The sequence below is a fragment of the Pseudomonas sp. 21 genome (genome assembly GCF_000955805.1).
In the GTDB taxonomy this organism is placed as follows: domain Bacteria; phylum Pseudomonadota; class Gammaproteobacteria; order Pseudomonadales; family Pseudomonadaceae; genus Pseudomonas.
In genome coordinates this window covers 834,103-848,045 of the sequence record NZ_JYOA01000001.1, presented here as the reverse complement: position 1 = coordinate 848,045, position 13,943 = coordinate 834,103, and the positions used below count along the sequence as shown (strand labels likewise).

General features: G+C 65.3%; 13 protein-coding genes. 2 read left to right on the top strand and 11 right to left on the bottom strand.

Going from position 1 to position 13,943, the window contains the following annotated elements:
• Positions 1-61 precede the first annotated feature (61 nt).
• From UB43_RS03735 to acnB, 7 genes are all read right to left on the bottom strand, one after another.
• The gene (locus tag UB43_RS03735) at positions 62-1,273 is read right to left on the bottom strand and encodes a NarK/NasA family nitrate transporter (RefSeq protein ID WP_045208510.1); all 1,212 of its coding nucleotides are present in this window, start codon (positions 1,271-1,273) and stop codon (positions 62-64) included.
• A 314-nt stretch (positions 1,274-1,587) separates the two neighbouring features.
• Complete coding sequence (locus UB43_RS03730) at positions 1,588-2,079, bottom strand: hypothetical protein (protein WP_052969501.1); 492 nt, start codon at positions 2,077-2,079, stop codon at positions 1,588-1,590.
• A 70-nt stretch (positions 2,080-2,149) separates the two neighbouring features.
• Positions 2,150-2,578: a thioesterase family protein gene (locus UB43_RS03725; protein WP_045208508.1), complete on the bottom strand. Its 429-nt coding sequence runs from the start codon at positions 2,576-2,578 to the stop codon at positions 2,150-2,152.
• A 98-nt stretch (positions 2,579-2,676) separates the two neighbouring features.
• Complete coding sequence (locus tag UB43_RS03720; RefSeq protein WP_045208506.1) at positions 2,677-3,369, bottom strand: polysaccharide lyase family 7 protein; 693 nt, start codon at positions 3,367-3,369, stop codon at positions 2,677-2,679.
• 224 nt (positions 3,370-3,593) lie between these two features.
• Entirely contained in the window at positions 3,594-4,172 is a 579-nt protein-coding gene (locus UB43_RS03715; RefSeq protein WP_045208503.1) for an ANTAR domain-containing response regulator, read from the bottom strand.
• A 2-nt stretch (positions 4,173-4,174) separates the two neighbouring features.
• Positions 4,175-5,377: a CmpA/NrtA family ABC transporter substrate-binding protein gene (locus UB43_RS03710; RefSeq protein WP_045208501.1), complete on the bottom strand. Its 1,203-nt coding sequence runs from the start codon at positions 5,375-5,377 to the stop codon at positions 4,175-4,177.
• A gap of 397 nt (positions 5,378-5,774) precedes the next feature.
• Positions 5,775-8,384: a bifunctional aconitate hydratase 2/2-methylisocitrate dehydratase gene (acnB, locus tag UB43_RS03705; protein ID WP_045208498.1), complete on the bottom strand. Its 2,610-nt coding sequence runs from the start codon at positions 8,382-8,384 to the stop codon at positions 5,775-5,777.
• A gap of 382 nt (positions 8,385-8,766) precedes the next feature.
• Between acnB and UB43_RS03700 the strand changes: the two genes are divergently transcribed.
• Entirely contained in the window at positions 8,767-9,243 is a 477-nt protein-coding gene (locus UB43_RS03700; protein WP_045208496.1) for a DUF1289 domain-containing protein, read from the top strand.
• 154 nt (positions 9,244-9,397) lie between these two features.
• Here UB43_RS03700 and UB43_RS03695 read toward each other — a convergent pair whose 3' ends face one another.
• Complete coding sequence (locus UB43_RS03695; RefSeq protein WP_045208493.1) at positions 9,398-10,261, bottom strand: universal stress protein; 864 nt, start codon at positions 10,259-10,261, stop codon at positions 9,398-9,400.
• A 180-nt stretch (positions 10,262-10,441) separates the two neighbouring features.
• Here UB43_RS03695 and UB43_RS03690 point away from each other — a divergent pair, with 180 nt between their 5' ends.
• Positions 10,442-11,053, top strand: coding sequence for a tRNA-(ms[2]io[6]A)-hydroxylase (locus tag UB43_RS03690; protein WP_045208490.1), 612 nt, complete (start codon positions 10,442-10,444; stop codon positions 11,051-11,053).
• A 136-nt stretch (positions 11,054-11,189) separates the two neighbouring features.
• Here the strand turns inward: UB43_RS03690 and UB43_RS03685 are convergent, their stop codons facing one another.
• The 3 genes from UB43_RS03685 to UB43_RS03675 form a co-directional block, all read right to left on the bottom strand.
• Complete coding sequence (locus UB43_RS03685) at positions 11,190-12,521, bottom strand: SPFH domain-containing protein (RefSeq protein WP_045208488.1); 1,332 nt, start codon at positions 12,519-12,521, stop codon at positions 11,190-11,192.
• A 123-nt stretch (positions 12,522-12,644) separates the two neighbouring features.
• Entirely contained in the window at positions 12,645-13,367 is a 723-nt protein-coding gene (gene lpxH / locus UB43_RS03680; RefSeq protein WP_045208486.1) for a UDP-2,3-diacylglucosamine diphosphatase, read from the bottom strand.
• A 4-nt stretch (positions 13,368-13,371) separates the two neighbouring features.
• A complete protein-coding gene (locus UB43_RS03675; protein ID WP_024765728.1) occupies positions 13,372-13,878 on the bottom strand; it encodes a peptidylprolyl isomerase in 507 nt (168 codons plus the stop codon).
• Positions 13,879-13,943 lie beyond the last annotated feature (65 nt).

Here is a 13,943-nt window from a genome sequence, read left to right as displayed (position 1 = left end):
AGCGGGCCATGCCCGCGATTCGCGCGCATGGCCCGCTCCTACAACTGCGATTTGCCATGGCTTAAACCCGCGCCGCGGTAACGGCGGCGCTGCCCCAGGTGGTGCGCCAGCGGGCTTTCACCGCGTGCAGGCCGAACCAGGCCAATACGCCGAGGCTGGCGAACAGCCAGAGGCCGATCTGGTAGTCACCCGTAGCCTGCTTGATCGCGCCCAGGCCCGCCGTCAGGCAGAAGCCGCCGATGCCGCCGGCCATGCCGATCAGGCCGGTCATCACGCCGATGGTCTGGCGGAAGCGTTGCGGCACCAGCTGGAACACCGCGCCGTTGCCCGCGCCGAGGCTGAGCATGGCGACCACGAAGAGGCTCAGCGCCGCCACCGCGCTGGGCAGGTGGAAGCCCACGGCGGCAATGCAGATCGAGGCGACGGTGTACATCACCAGCAGGCTGCGGATGCCGCCGATGCGGTCGGCCAGGGCGCCGCCCAGTGGGCGCATCAGGCTGCCGGCAAAGACGCAGGCCGCGGTGTAGTAGCCGGCTTTCACCGGGTCCAGGCCGTACTGGTCGTGGAAGTAGCCGGGCAGGGTGCTGGCCAGGCCGAGGAAGCCGCCGAAGGTCACGCTGTAGAAGAACATGAACCACCAGCTGTCGCGATCGCCCAGGGCCTTCAGGTAATCCCCCAGGGATTTGGCCGGCGGCCGCTCCGGCGCATTGCGGGCGAGCAGGGCGAACACCACCAGGGTCGCCAGCAGCGGGATCAGCGCGAAGCCGAAGACGTTCTGCCAGCCGAAGGCGGCAGCGATGGCCGGTGCGAACAGCGCGGTCAGCACGGTGCCGGAGTTGCCGGCGCCGGCGATGCCCATGGCCTTGCCCTGGTGCTGCGGCGGGTACCACTGCGAGGCCAGCGGCAGCGCCACGGCGAAGGAGGCGCCGGCCATGCCCAGCAGCACGCCAAGGATCATCGCCTGCTCCAGGCTGTGGATGCCCAGCCGCCAGGCGCCGAACAGCGCGCAGATGACGATTATCTGGCCGAGGATGCCGGCGGCCTTGGGCGACCAGCGATCGGCCAGCAGGCCCATGAGGAAGCGCAGGATGGCGCCGGAGAGGATCGGCGTGGCGACCATCAGCGCTCGCTGCTGGGTGGTCAGTTGCAGGTCGGTGGCGATCTGCACCGCCAGCGGGCCGAGGACGTACCAGACCATGAAGCTCAGGTCGAAATACAGGAAGGCGGCAAACAGGGTCGGCGCATGGCCGGCTTTCCAGAAACTCGTGTTCATCGAACACCTCATCAGCAACGGTAGAGGAGCCCGGTCGTGCGCCACGTGGCAGCCGCCGGGTTCGAGAAGGTCCTGTGCCCCTGCGCCGGGGCAAACGAAAAAGGCGTCGCTCCACCCACCGCACTGCGCGGGTGTGGATGCGACGCCTTTGTCGAAGTCGGGTAATCGCCGTTGATTACCATCGCCTTGTGCAGAGCAAGGCGCGGGCCAACAGTGAAAAACCTTCTGGTTCAATGAGTTGGGCGGTGCAACGGGTTGCTGGCTGAGCCACAACGGGGCGCACGCGCTGTTGCCGTGCTCCCCGTTGGGGCGATTCAGGGGGCTGGCGGGGACGGGAAGACCACCACCGGGCCCTTGGGCGTACCGCCGGGCGGCACGTAATCGGGAGCCCGGTTGCCGGCGGCGCCGAGGTGGCGAACGTAGCGATAGATCCCGCGCAGGTCGGCTTCGTCCATGATTCGCAGCGTGTGGGACGGCATGGGCGGGCGGAAGTTGGCCTGGCGCGCTATGGCCAGCCATTGCTCTTCGTCATAGGCCTGCATGGCCAGGCGCAGGCTGCTGGCGTAGGTGGTGCCCCAGGGGCCGCTCCAGCCGAGCTGGTCGCCAGTGAGCCAGGTGCTTTCGGGGACCTTGTCCGGGGCGAGGATGTAGCCCGCGGTGTGGCAGTCGTTGCAACCGGCGACTTGCACCAGATAGCGGCCGCGCTGGACCGGATCGGTATCTGCCGCATGGGCATTGGGGAACAGTGGAAGGAAGGGCAGGCACAGACAGCTGGACAGCGCGCCCAGCCGAAGGAAGGACGGCATGCTGGAAACTCCTCTGGAGGCTGATGGGTACGACTCCAGAGGTATAGCGTGCTGCCGCTTCGCTTGCCGCTCAGGCGACCCAGTTGACGTTGGGGAAGGTGTCGCGGAAGGCCTCGGGGATCGGTACGACCTTGCCGGCCTGGTAGTCGAAGAACACGAAGCCCGACTTGGCCATGGCTACCTGGGTTTGGTCGGCTGGGCGGGTGATGCGGAAAATGATGTCGCCGCCGTACTTGTTGAAGTCCATCACGCCGACCTCGAACAGCAGCTGGTCGCGGGCGTGGGCTTCGGCGCGGTAGGTGGTGGCGAGGTCGGTGACGATGATGCCGGTCTCGCGGATGCCGTAGTCGAACAGGAAGCGTGCGCGGGCCTCGGAGATCATCGAGATCATCGAGTCGTTGCCCAGGTGGTTGGCACCGTTGATGTCGGTGACGCGGACGGTGAGCTTGGTTTCGTAGATGAAGAGTTCTTCGGGGAATTCCAGTTTCAGGCGGGCCATGGTGGTCTCGGTGACAGGGCAGCGGGTCGTGCGGAAGTGCCGCGTATTCTACGCGCAGTCCGTCCGCCCCGCGCCTCATCAGGCGAGTGAATGGCGAATCAGCGGTGCGCCGAGTTCAGGTGGAAGACGGTCACCCGCGCGCCTTCGCTGTTGTCGCCGTAGTTATCGTTGATGTAGGCCCCGGCCTTGAAGTAGAGCAGTTGCTTGGACCAGGTGGTGCTGAGGATCTTGCGGTAGTAGTTGGCCCGGCCGTCGGAGGTCTCCACGCGGATCGCCAGATTGCCCACCGAGGTGACGCGCAGGCTGTAGTTGAAGGTCTGGTCCAGGGCGATGTTGTCGATCAGCGGCACATTGATGCTGGCGCTGTCGTCGGGGTGGTTGCGCACCAGGGCTTCCAGGCGGCCGGTCTCCAGGGTGGGCAGGTAGTGGTACTGCAGCTTGACCAGCGGCTCGCCGTTGCCGGTGTAGGGCGAGCGGCTGTGGATCTGGCCGATGATGATCTTGTTCTTCGACGGCACCTGCTGGACGCTCATGGTCACTCGTAGCTCGTTGTCGCCTTGGCTGTAGTACCAGTTGGAGACTTCGCCGGCGGTGGTGGTCTCGCGCAGTTCACTGCGCGGGTAGACGCTGTCGGAGGTGTGCGAGCCGGTGACGGGCACCCAGAACACCACCTGGCTGCCGCCGCGCTGGAAGTAGCGGCTCTGGTAGCCCCGGGCGATCTGTTCGGTGCTGACTTCGGTGGGGCGGGGATCGGTGGGAACGCTGAGGTTCCAGGTGGTGAGGTCGATCATGGGCTTGCCCTTGCTGAGCCGCGCAGGCGGCGAGGTCGGGTGGGCGCCGAGGTGCCTAGCCGGCGGCGGCCACTGCGATGCGCCATCGAACCCTGCCGATGACGCTCCTGGGGCCCGGCCTTGAAGCCGGACGGGCGCAGCATAGGACGTTGCCGGGAGGGCAGGGGCCAGCTTGGCGGCTGGCGAAATGATCGCGCCTTGCCGTCGCTGGCAGATGGCCGGTCTCAGTGGCCGAGCATTTCGTGCATGGCGATGATCTGTTCCGCCACCTGAGAAAGCTTCTGTTGGCGGCCCATGGCCTGGCGGCGCATCAGGGTGTAGGCCTCCTCCTCGGCGCAACCCTTCATCTTCATCAGCAGCCCCTTGGCCAGTTCGATGCGCTTGCGCTCCGCCAGTTGCTGCTCGCGGGCCTGCAGTTGGGCGCGCAGGGCCTGGTCGCTCTCGAAACGGGCCATGGCGACATCGAGGATCGGTTGCAGGCGCTCAGCCTGGATGCCCTCGACGATGTAGGCACTGACCCCGGAGCGGATGGCCTGGCGCATCACCTGCGGGTCGTGCTCGTCGGTGAACATGACGATGGGGCGCGGCTGGTCGCGGCTGACCAGCACTACCTGCTCCATCACGTCGCGGCCGGGGGACTCGGTGTCGATGAGGATCACATCCGGATGCAGGGCCTCGACCCGTTGCGCCAGGTCGACCGTGAGACCGGATTCGTCGATGACTTCGAAGCCGCTTTCCACCAGGGCAGCCTTGAGGCGCCCGACCTTTTTCGGGGTGTCGTTGATCAGCAGGACGCGCAGCATGCTCAACCTCGCTCCGCCAGGGCATTCAGCTCGAAGCTGCGGGCGTAGCCAGCCGGGTCGCTGCCGTTCCAGAGGCGGCCGTCGATCAGGGTCGAGGCGCGCATCTCGGTGTCCGGCACAGGGACACCGACGGCGCTGGCGGCTTCGCGGTAGAGCTCGAGTTGCTGGACCTGGCGGGCGATGCCGAGGTAATCGACGTCTTCGCGCAACAGGCCCCAGCGGCGGAACTGGGTCATGAACCACAGCCCGTCGGAGAGCCAGGGATAGGTGGCCTGGCCTTCATTGAAGAAGCGCAGCGGATGCGCGTCCTGCCAGGCGTGACCCAGGCCGTCCTCATAGCGGCCGAGCAGGCGCGGCTCGATGCTGGCGAGCGGGGCGTCGATGTAGTCCTCGCTGCTGATCAATTGGGCGGCGCTACGCAGATTGTCCTGGCTGGCTTCGATGAAGCGGCTGGCGTCGAGGATGCTCATGACCAGGGCGCGGGCGGTGTTGGGGTATTGCTCGACGAAGGCGCGGGTGGTGCCCAGCACCTTTTCCGGGTGGTCCGGCCAGATCTGCTGGCTGGTGGCGAGGGTAAAGCCCATGCCTTCGTCCACTGCCAGGGCGCCCCAGGGGCCGCCGGCGCAGAAGCCGTCGATGCGCCCGGCCTTGAGGTGCTCGACCATCTGCGCTGGCGGCACCACCAGGCTGCGAACGTCCTGCAGGGGGTGGATGCCGTGGCTGGCCAGCCAGTAGTAGAGCCACATCGCATGGGTGCCGGTGGGGAAGGTGTGGGCCAGGGTGAGTGGCGCACCGTTCTGGCGCACGTGGCTCTGCAGTGCCCCGGCAGAGGTCACGCCGTCGCGCATCAGTGGTGCGGAGAGGTTGATCGACTGGCCGTTCTGGCACAGCCCCATGAGCACGGCCATGTCGGTGGCCGGGGCGCCGCCCAGGCCCAGTTGCAGGTCGTAGATGAGCCCGTAGAGGCTTTGCGCCGCGTCCAGCTCGCCGCTGAGCAGGCGATCGCGCAGCCCGGCCCAGGAGTTCTGCCGCTGCAGGTTGAGCGTCAAGCCGTAGGGCTGGCCGAAGCCCTGGGTCGCGGCCACCACCAGCGAGGCGGAGTCGGTAAGGGCCATGAAGCCCAGGTTAAGGGCTGTCTTCTCCGGGGCATCGGAGCCGGCCACCCAGGCCAGGCTGTCCGGCAGTGGGCTGGTGCTGTCGATCATCTCCACCTCTGAACGCACTCTCAACGCAAAAAAAAGGCGCCGCGCCACCTGCTGTCACAGGAGGCAGGCGCGACGCCATTGTCGTGGGGGCGATCCGCCGTTGGACCGCAGGTGTCAGAAGTGGAGCAAGGGCTGTGCCACTGGTGGCGCGGAAAAAAAGAAGCCCCGCCATGGAGGGCGGGGCGCAGAGGAAGGGAGCGCACCTCTGGAGGGTTCCACAAGGGCACCTGAGCACGGATATCGGCAGGAGCCTGTCGTCCACCTTAGACCCGGTGGCCAGCGGCGCAACCGGTCAATAAGTATTAGGCCCATCGTTAGGGTGGGGCCGGAGCGCTCTATTTCGGGCCTGGAAAAGAAAAGCCCCGCACGAGGCGGGGCTTTCATCACGCTAGGAGACTCAGACCTGGACGGCCGGGATCTTCGCGTTGGCGGCAGCTTCTCGGAACTCGGCGATCTGGTCGAAGCTCAGGTAGCGGTAGATATCGGCAGACATGCTGTCGATGTCCTTCGCGTAGGCCATGTACTCCTCGACGGTCGGCAGCTTGCCGATGATCGAGGAAACGGCGGCCAGCTCGGCGGATGCCAGGAACACGTCGGTGGCGTCGCCCAGACGGTTCGGGAAGTTGCGGGTCGAGGTGGAGACCACGGTCGAACCGGTCTGTACGCGAGCCTGGTTACCCATGCACAGCGAGCAGCCCGGCATTTCCATGCGCGCGCCAGCCTTGCCGTAGATGCCGTAGTAGCCTTCCTCGGTCAGCTGATGGGCGTCCATCTTGGTCGGCGGAGCCAGCCACAGACGGGTCGGAATGCCACCCTTGACCTTGTCCAGCAGTTTGCCGGCAGCGCGGAAGTGACCGATGTTGGTCATGCAGGAGCCGATGAAGACTTCATCGATCTTGCGGCCTTGTACGCTGGACAGCAGGCGGGCGTCGTCCGGGTCGTTCGGAGCGCAGAGTACCGGCTCCTTGACGTCGGCCAGGTCGATCTCGATGACCGCGGCGTACTCGGCGTCCTTGTCGGCTTCCAGCAGTTGCGGGTTGGCCAGCCAGGCTTCCATCGCTTGCGCGCGGCGCTCCAGGGTGCGGGCGTCGCCGTAGCCTTCGCCGATCATCCAGCGCAGCAGGGTGATGTTGGACTTCAGGTACTCGGCGATGGCCTCTTCCGGCAGCTTGATGGTGCAACCGGCAGCCGAACGCTCGGCGGAGGCGTCGGACAGCTCGAAGGCTTGCTCGACGGTCAGGTCGTTCAGACCTTCGATCTCGAGAATGCGGCCGGAGAAGATGTTCTTCTTGCCTTTCTTCTCGACGGTCAGCAGGCCAGCCTGGATCGCGTAGTAGGGGATGGCATGGACCAGGTCACGCAGGGTGATGCCCGGTTGCAGCTGGCCCTTGAAGCGCACCAGAACCGATTCGGGCATGTCCAGCGGCATGACGCCGGTGGCAGCGGCGAAGGCGACCAGGCCGGAACCGGCCGGGAAGCTGATGCCGATCGGGAAGCGGGTGTGCGAGTCGCCGCCGGTGCCGACGGTGTCGGGCAGCAGCATGCGGTTCAGCCAGCTGTGGATGATGCCGTCGCCCGGACGCAGGGAGACACCGCCGCGGGTCATGATGAAGTCCGGCAGGGTGTGGTGGGTCTTGACGTCGATCGGCTTCGGATAGGCAGCGGTGTGGCAGAAGGACTGCATCACCAGGTCGGCGGAGAAGCCCAGGCAAGCCAGGTCTTTCAGCTCGTCGCGGGTCATCGGGCCGGTGGTGTCCTGGGAACCGACGGTGGTCATCTTCGGTTCGCAATAGGTGCCCGGACGTACGCCCTGGCCTTCGGCCAGACCGCAGGCGCGGCCAACCATCTTCTGGGCGAGGGTGAAGCCCTTGCCGCTGTCGGCCGGCGCTTCCGGCTTCTTGAACAGGTCGGAGGCAGGCAGACCCAGCTCGGCGCGGGCCTTCTCGGTCAGGCCACGGCCAACGATCAGCGGGATACGGCCGCCGGCGCGGACTTCGTCCAGCAGGACCGGGGTCTTCAGTTCGAAGGTGGTGACCACTTCGCCGCTGTCATGACGCACGACCTTGCCTTCGTACGGGTAAACGTCGATGACGTCGCCCATGGCCAGGTTGGTGCAGTCGAATTCGATCGGCAGGGCGCCGGCGTCTTCCATGGTGTTGTAGAAGATCGGGGCGATCTTGGTGCCGAAGCAGAAACCGCCGCCGCGCTTGTTCGGCACGTAGGGGATGTCGTCGCCGAAGAACCACAGCACCGAGTTGGTGGCGGACTTGCGGGAAGAACCGGTACCGACCACGTCACCGACGTAGGCAACCGGGAAGCCCTTGGCCTTCACGGCTTCGATCTGCTTCAGCGGACCGACGGAGCCCGGCTGGATCGGCTCGATGCCGTCGCGGGCCATCTTCAGCATGGCCAGGGCGTGCAGCGGGATGTCAGGGCGCGACCAGGCGTCCGGAGCGGGGGACAGGTCGTCGGTGTTGGTTTCGCCGGGGACCTTGAACACGGTCAGGGTCAGCTTCTCGGCGACTGCCGGACGGGCCTTGAACCACTCGCCTTCGGCCCAGGACTGCAGCACGGACTTGGCGGCGGCGTTGCCTTTCTTGGCGCGCTCGGCGACGTCGTGGAAGGCGTCGAACATCAGCAGGGTGTGCTTCAGTTGCGCGGCGGCGACTTCGGCCAGCTCGGCGCTGTCCAGCAGCTCGACCATGGTGGTGATGTTGTAGCCACCCTGCATGGTGCCCAGCAGCTCGAGGGCGCGGGCCTTGGTCAGCAGCGGGGAAGTGGCTTCACCCTTGGCGACGGCGGACAGGAAACCGGCCTTGACGTAGGCGGCTTCGTCCACGCCCGGCGGTACGCGGTTGGTGATCAGGTCGAGGAGAAATTCTTCTTCGCCGGCCGGCGGGTTCTTCAGGAGTTCGACCAGACCAGCGGTCTGTTCGGCGTTCAGCGGCTGGGGCACGACGCCCTGGGCGGCACGCTCTTCTACGTGTTTGCGATAGGCTTCAAGCACAGTATTTCCCTCATCAGTGGTCCCGGAGGACGCGTATCCAGGAGACCCCTCCGATCCATTCGTCAGGCATGGTGGACGGTAATCCACTGACCTACGACGGCACCGGCGATCTCCGGGCAGAAGCTGTTTTCAAAGTTTTACGCCGGTGGGGCCTGGGACGTGAGGGACTGGGCGCTTGAGGGAGGCGCCCAGACCGCGCGGCTGCCGGAATCTGTGCTTCGTGACGCTTTGAAAACAGCTTCTTTCGGACAATGACGCCAAAAAGGCGCAGCCATTCTAATGGAATTAATGGGCCTTGGTAAGCCGAATTGCGAGGCGCCCGAGGGTGATCTTGCCTAGACAAAGGGCTAACATGCCCGCTTTGCCAGCTATCTGTTCAGCCATGTCTTCGCAACGCATCAAAACCCCCTGTGTCGGGCTCTGCTCGACGGTCTATGGCGACCTGGTCTGCCGTGGCTGCAAGCGCTTCCACCACGAAGTGGTGAACTGGAACCGCTACGGCGACGAGGAGAAGCGGGCGGTCCTGAGCCGTCTGGAGATCCTGCTGGCGCAGGTAATGATGGCCAAGCTGGAAGTCTTCGATGCGCCGCTGCTGCGCAGCCAGCTGGAGCAGCGGCAGATCCGCTTCGTGCCCGAGCAGTCGCCCTATTGCTGGGCCTACCAGCTGATCGCCCGCGGCTCGCGGATGATCAACCAGGTGGAAGCCTACGGCCTGGCGCTGCTGCCGGAGTTCCGCGGCTGGACACTGCCGGACCTGCGCGACGCCATCGACAAGGAGTTCTTCATCCTCTCCGAGGCGCACTACGAGCGCTATATCGCGCCGAGCTTCCTGGCCGAGGGGTTGGAGTCGCGCGTCTGATCGTCGCCCCGCATTGAAAAAGCCGCCTGATGGGCGGCTTTTTTGTGGGCTTTTTGTAGGAGCGAGCTTGCTCGCGAACGGAGTTTCCGGCAGCTCCAGCGCTGTGCTGGTTCGCGAGCAAGCTCGCTCCTACAGACCCTGTTCCTCACATCTGTCAGGGTTTGGCGGCGATTTCTTCCAGGTGGGCGATGATGTCGTCCGGCTTGAGCACCAGGATGTCGCTTTCCAGCGTATCCAGCACCACTTCCGCAGTGTTGCCGATCAGCGCGCCGGCGAATCCGGTGCGCGCCACGCTGCCGATTACCGTCACCGCGGCGTCGAGATTGTGCGCCGCACGCGGAATGAGTACGTCCGCCGGGCCTTCTTCGATATGCAGGTGCTGGTCGTCGACGCCGTATTCGGCCTGGAACGCCTTGCACGCCTCGCGGTACTTGGCCTCGATGGTCTCGCTGAGCTGGAAGGTCGGGTCGGCGGCCGAGAGCATGGGCGAGGGATGTGCGCTGATGACGTGCAGCTGGCCGTGGGCGAGACCGGCGATGTCGTAGGCCTGGCTGACGATCCCGGCGTGCAGGGTGCGGTGCTCGATGTCGTTGTTGCCCACGTCCACGGCGGCGAGGATGTTACGCCCAGCCCAGGGCAGGCTGGTCTTCACCAGCAGCACCGGGGACGGGCAGAAGCGCAGCAGTTTCCAGTCGTCCGGGGTGAGCAGGGCTTTCTTCAGCGGGTTGTCCGGGCTGTGCTGCTTGATCACCAGCCCACAGCCTTCGGCCTGCTGCTCGGCGATGATGGTCTGGTGCAGGTTGTCCTTCCAGGCCTGGCGGCTGGAAGCGCTGAAACCCTCCTGGCGCAGTACCTCGGCAACTTCCTCGAGTTTGGCGCTGTAGTCGGCGCGCCGTTCGCAGGCCAGCAGGTGCAGGTGCGACTGGGTCACGCTGGCGATCAGGCGGGCCCGTTTCAGCGCGAGACCTTCCGGCTGGTCCGGGTCCACGACTACGAGGATGCTACGGATGGCTTGCATGATCGTCTCCCTTCGTGCGCGTTGTTTATGTGGAACAACTGTAGTCGGGATATCCCGTTCATGACGTTGAGGCATATCAACGCCGGAAGCTGGTTCCGTGCGGCGGCCCCCGTATAATGCTCCGCCTTTATTGCACCGGCCAGCCAGGCGCCGGTGCGCTGAGTCGTCTGGAGCAAGAAGATGCTGTCCGAAATCAGGGAATTCCTCGGTTGTGCCACGCCGGATGCGTGGGTGGAAGCCGCGCTGCGGGATCAGGCGGTCATGCTGATCGACCACAAGAACAACGAGTTCAAGGCCGCCAGCACGGCCCTGGCCCTGATCGCCAAGTACAGCGCCCACGAGGAGCTGGTGAACTTCATGTCGCGCCTGGCCCGCGAGGAGCTGCGCCACCACGAGCAGGTGCTGGCGATCCTGAAGAAGCGCGGCATCCCGCTGCGGCCGATCTCCGCCGGCCGCTACGCCTCCGGCCTGCGCGCCGTGGTGCGCAACCACGAGCCGCAGAAACTGGTGGATACCCTGATCGTTGGCGCCTTCATCGAATGCCGCAGCTGCGAGCGCTTCGCTGCGTTGGTGGATCACCTGGATGCCGACCTGGCGAAGTTCTACGGCTCGCTGCTCAAGTCCGAGGCGCGGCACTTCCAGGGCTACCTGAGCCTGGCGCGCCGCTACGGCGATGACGCCGACATCGACCGCCGCGTGGCGGAGATTCGCGAAGTGGAGGCCGGCCTGATCCAGTCGCCGGACAGCGAATTCCGCTTCCACAGCGGCGTGCCGGCAGAGATGGCGGCCTGACTCGCGCCCCGCAATGAAAAAAGCGCCCAGACGGGCGCTTTTTTCTTGGTTCTTCGTAGGAGCGAGCTTGCTCGCGAACAGGTTTCCGGCAGCTCTGGCGCTGGGCTGGTTCGCGAGCAAGCTCGCTCCTACAGGTTCAGTCCTTGACCTTGAGGTCCAGCGCCAGGTCGCGCGCGGCCTTGGTCGCCAGAACGCCCATCAACTGGCCGATCTCGTCCTGGCGGCTGCTGGCGCCGGTCGGGCCGCCGGCCATCATCACGCTGGGAACGGGGGCCTGGGCGGCGGCCTCGGCCCAGACCTTGTTGATGGCGATCAGCGCGTCCAGCTTGGGTTGCAGTGCGCCGTCCGCCTTGATTACCGCTTCGCGGGCATAGGCCTCGGCGTCGGCGGTAATCTTGGTGGCCTGGGCGGTGACGGTGGCCTTGTCGCGCAGCAGTTCGGCGGTCTGCTTCTCGATCTCGGCACGCTGCTTTTCGCGCTCGGCGTTGATCACTGCCAGCTGCTTCTCGGTTTCCGCCTGGGTGGTGCGCTCGATCTGGTCGCGCAGGGTTTCCTGGCGCTTGGCTTCCACTTCCTTCTCGCCGCGGGCGGTGACCAGCAGCTTCTCTTCCTCTTCCTTCAGGCGGTTCTGGCGCGCTACGGCCAGCTCGGCCAAAGCCTGCTGAACCTTGACCATGCGCTGCTTGTACTGCGGGTTGGGGTCGACGTTGGTAATGCGCGCTTCCACCACTTCCACGCCGAACTTGCGGAACTGCTGCTGCTTGCGCACCGGGATGCCCTTGCCGTCGGTGACCTTCTCGGTCACGAACTGGCTGGCATTGTTGTCGCCGAAGCTGCCCTGTTCGGTGCCGGCCTGGAGGATCGCGGTCTGGTGCGGGACGGCGCCGCGCGGGCCGCGGACCTCCTTGCGCTTGATCAGGTACAGGCCGTCGTTGAGCTGGTTCTCGAACTCCGCGGCGAATTCGCTGCGGGCACCGGCGTAGTAATCGTCGGCGGTCATCAGCGAGGCGGTGGCCTGCAGGGTTTCCTTGATCGCCGGAACCAGCGCGGTACGGATGAAGTTGTCCGGGTTGCGGTACTCCTGGGCCATCTTCAGGAACTGGTCGCCGCCGGGCAGGCGGAAGCGCGCGGAGGACTCGACCTTGGCGTCGACGTTGCCGAGGAAGACGATGGGGAAGGCTTCGATGGTGGCGCCCAGCCCGTCGTTGTCGGGGTTGTTGTCGTTGTCGTCCATGATCAGCACGGACTGCACGCTGATGGCCTTCTTCCAGGTGGTGGCGCGGCCGAACCACTTAGTGGCGTAGCCCACGTCGTCGACGATCTTCTCGTCGCCGAAGATGGTCCGCACATGGGTCATGAAGCCCGCTTCGTTATAGAAGAAGACCCCGTTGAACAGGATGAAGCCGGCAGCGACCAGCGCCAGGGGCGCGGCGCCGAATTTGATGAGATTTCCCTTGGAGATCAGCATGTTTCTTCCTTGAGTGAGCAAGCCGGCGATGCTGCTTAAGATCGCGAGTGTCGGTCAAGTGGAAACGTCTGATAGTGCGGGTCGGTCGGCATCAGAAGGCCACTACCGGAGTGGCCGTGCCGATCAGAGAGAGAAGGGCGCCTGCCGCATGCCTTGTTCGTCGGCTTCCAGCGCCCAGCCCTGGCGATCCCAGTCGCCGAGGACGATGCGCCGCGCGGGGCGGCCGTCGATCTCCAGTTCGTGGACGGCGGGGCGGTGGGTGTGGCCGTGGATCAGGATGCGCACGCCTTTGTCGCGCATGATCTTCTCCACTTCCGCCGGGGTGACGTCGACGATCTCGCTGGCCTTCATGCGGGTCTGCGCACGACTTTCCTTGCGCAGCTTGCGCGCCAGCTTGTGGCGGGTGGCCAGCGGCAGGTTGCGCAGGATGAACAGCGTCAGCGGGTTGCGCAGCCAGCGGCGCAGCTTCATGTAGGTCACGTCGAGGGTGCACAGGCTGTCGCCGTGCATCAGCAGTATCTTCTCGCCGCCCAGGTCGATCAGGCTCGGGTCGCGCAGCAGGGTGCACCCGGCTTCGCGGCAGAAGGCCTTGCCGATCAGGAAGTCGCGGTTGCCGTGCATCAGGTAGATGCGCGTGCCGCTGTCGGACAGTTCGCGCAGGGCGCGGGCGATGGAGTGCTGGAACTCGTCCATGCCGTCGTCGCCGATCCAGGCTTCGAAGAAGTCGCCAAGGATATACAGCGCCTCGGCCGTGCGAGCGCGGGCGGAGAGAAAATGCAAGAACGCCCGGGTGATGTCCGGGCGTTCCGCTTCGAGATGCAGGTCCGAGATGAACAGGACGCTCATCGACTCACTCGCCGATGATTTCGGCTTTCTCGATGATCACGTCGTCGGCCGGTACGTCCTGGTGGCCGGAGCGCATGGTGGTGGCGACGGTCTTGATCTTGTTGACCACGTCCATGCCGTCCTTCACTTCACCGAACACGCAGTAGCCCCAGCCCTGCACGGTCGGCGCGCTGTGGTTGAGGAAGTCGTTGTCGGCGACGTTGATGAAGAACTGCGCGCTGGCCGAATGCGGCTCCATGGTACGGGCCATGGCGACGGTGCCGATCTTGTTGCCGACGCCGTTGTTGGCTTCGTTCTTGATCGACTTGCGGGTGGACTTCTGCTTCATGCCCGGCTCGAAGCCGCCGCCCTGGATCATGAAGTTGTTGATCACGCGGTGGAAAACGGTGTTGTCGTAATGGCCGGCCTTAACGTACTCCTTGAAGTTGGCCACGGTTTCCGGCGCCTTGTCGTCGAAGAGTTCAAGGGTGATGTCGCCGAAGTTGGTCTGCAGTTTGACGGTGGTAGTCATCAGGGAATTCCGCTCTTTGGAAAAATCGAAGGCCTGTCAGGGGGTTGACAGCTTCGGCTATGATA

Bases quoted from the DNA above. Each gene is read 5' to 3' on its own strand.
- UB43_RS03735 (WP_045208510.1), bottom strand. From the start codon at position 1,273: ATGAACACGAGTTTCTGGAAAGCCGGCCATGCGCCGACCCTGTTTGCC.
- UB43_RS03730 (WP_052969501.1), bottom strand. From the start codon at position 2,079: ATGCCGTCCTTCCTTCGGCTGGGCGCGCTGTCCAGCTGTCTGTGCCTG.
- UB43_RS03725 (WP_045208508.1), bottom strand. From the start codon at position 2,578: ATGGCCCGCCTGAAACTGGAATTCCCCGAAGAACTCTTCATCTACGAA.
- UB43_RS03720 (WP_045208506.1), bottom strand. From the start codon at position 3,369: ATGATCGACCTCACCACCTGGAACCTCAGCGTTCCCACCGATCCCCGC.
- UB43_RS03715 (WP_045208503.1), bottom strand. From the start codon at position 4,172: ATGCTGCGCGTCCTGCTGATCAACGACACCCCGAAAAAGGTCGGGCGC.
- UB43_RS03710 (WP_045208501.1), bottom strand. From the start codon at position 5,377: ATGATCGACAGCACCAGCCCACTGCCGGACAGCCTGGCCTGGGTGGCC.
- UB43_RS03700 (WP_045208496.1), top strand. From the start codon at position 8,767: ATGTCTTCGCAACGCATCAAAACCCCCTGTGTCGGGCTCTGCTCGACG.
- UB43_RS03695 (WP_045208493.1), bottom strand. From the start codon at position 10,261: ATGCAAGCCATCCGTAGCATCCTCGTAGTCGTGGACCCGGACCAGCCG.
- UB43_RS03690 (WP_045208490.1), top strand. From the start codon at position 10,442: ATGCTGTCCGAAATCAGGGAATTCCTCGGTTGTGCCACGCCGGATGCG.
- UB43_RS03685 (WP_045208488.1), bottom strand. From the start codon at position 12,521: ATGCTGATCTCCAAGGGAAATCTCATCAAATTCGGCGCCGCGCCCCTG.
- lpxH (WP_045208486.1), bottom strand. From the start codon at position 13,367: ATGAGCGTCCTGTTCATCTCGGACCTGCATCTCGAAGCGGAACGCCCG.
- UB43_RS03675 (WP_024765728.1), bottom strand. From the start codon at position 13,878: ATGACTACCACCGTCAAACTGCAGACCAACTTCGGCGACATCACCCTT.